1 protein-coding gene and 1 pseudogene are annotated in these 978 nt (G+C 55.8%); one reads left to right on the forward strand and one right to left on the reverse strand.

Annotation, left to right across the window (positions count from 1 at the left end; translation table 11 throughout):
- A pseudogene (locus QZH66_RS16985) lies at window positions 1–258 on the reverse strand (IS3 family transposase); the annotation flags it as partial.
- Window positions 259–741: 483 nt separating this feature from the next.
- Here QZH66_RS16985 and QZH66_RS16990 point away from each other — a divergent pair.
- Window positions 742–978 (forward strand): hypothetical protein (locus tag QZH66_RS16990; RefSeq protein ID WP_305807027.1); only part of this gene is annotated, 237 nt, incomplete at its 3' end.

The raw sequence follows: 978 nt of genomic DNA on the forward strand, positions 1-978 counted from the left end.
ACTGCGCTCGCCCTTATCTCGGGGCAGACCGCGCCTGCGAGGCCGGGCTCGCAATGCCTGCTCGCGCAACAGCCTCTTGATGCGGTGCAGCCCGCAGGTCAGGACTTGCTCCAGCACATCGCGCCATACGCGCCGGGCGCCGCAGGTGCGGTCGCTGCAAACGAAGCTCTGCTGCACCTGCTTGCCCAGCATCTCATCGTCGAGGCTACGCTGGCTTCTGGGCCTGTTCAGCCTGGCATAGAAACCGTCTCGCGAGACCCGGCCCATCATGCAGGAGGGAAAGCCGCAGCCGAGTAGGGAAGGTCGTGAGAGCTTATAGAGCACAGCACCTACAGCTGTCTGATACCACTTTCCTGACGAAGCACGAGCGCTCCGCTCGTCGCCTGTCATGTACAGTCCTACAAGAGGCGAATACAAAATGAAACAGATGGAGGGAGCTCATGACGACGGAGAGCTGCGCGGAGAAGGCGGGTCATATAAGCCGTGAGGCCGGCGACAAAACCAAAGGTTTTCGCTTTCAAAAGCTCCGGGCCGCAATCCGCTTCCTCCAGCGGGTGCAGGAGAACAAGGACGGTCAGGTCCTTTGTGCCATGGAGTTCATGGAGGACTCCGTCCTTTTTGACGGTTCCGATACTTCGCCAGTAAGTGGCGAAGAGAACAAGTACTACAGCTCAGGTCTTAGCTTCAATTCCGCTGCGGTTAAAAACANAGGACGGTCAGGTCCTTTGTGCCATGGAGTTCATGGAGGACTCCGTCCTTTTTGACGGTTCCGATACTTCGCCAGTAAGTGGCGAAGAGAACAAGTACTACAGCTCAGGTCTTAGCTTCAATTCCGCTGCGGTTAAAAACACATTAGTCGCATTTCTCGACCTCTATTTTTCCTTCGGCCGCTCTAAAGATTTGAAGCTGGGCGTTTATGCATCGGCGACAGTTGCGCAAGAGCGAATATCAGCTGAATTCAGGAATAAACTAGGGTTT

It is taken from the genome of Stenotrophomonas sp. YIM B06876, assembly GCF_030711595.1.
Classification (GTDB): domain Bacteria; phylum Pseudomonadota; class Gammaproteobacteria; order Xanthomonadales; family Xanthomonadaceae; genus Stenotrophomonas.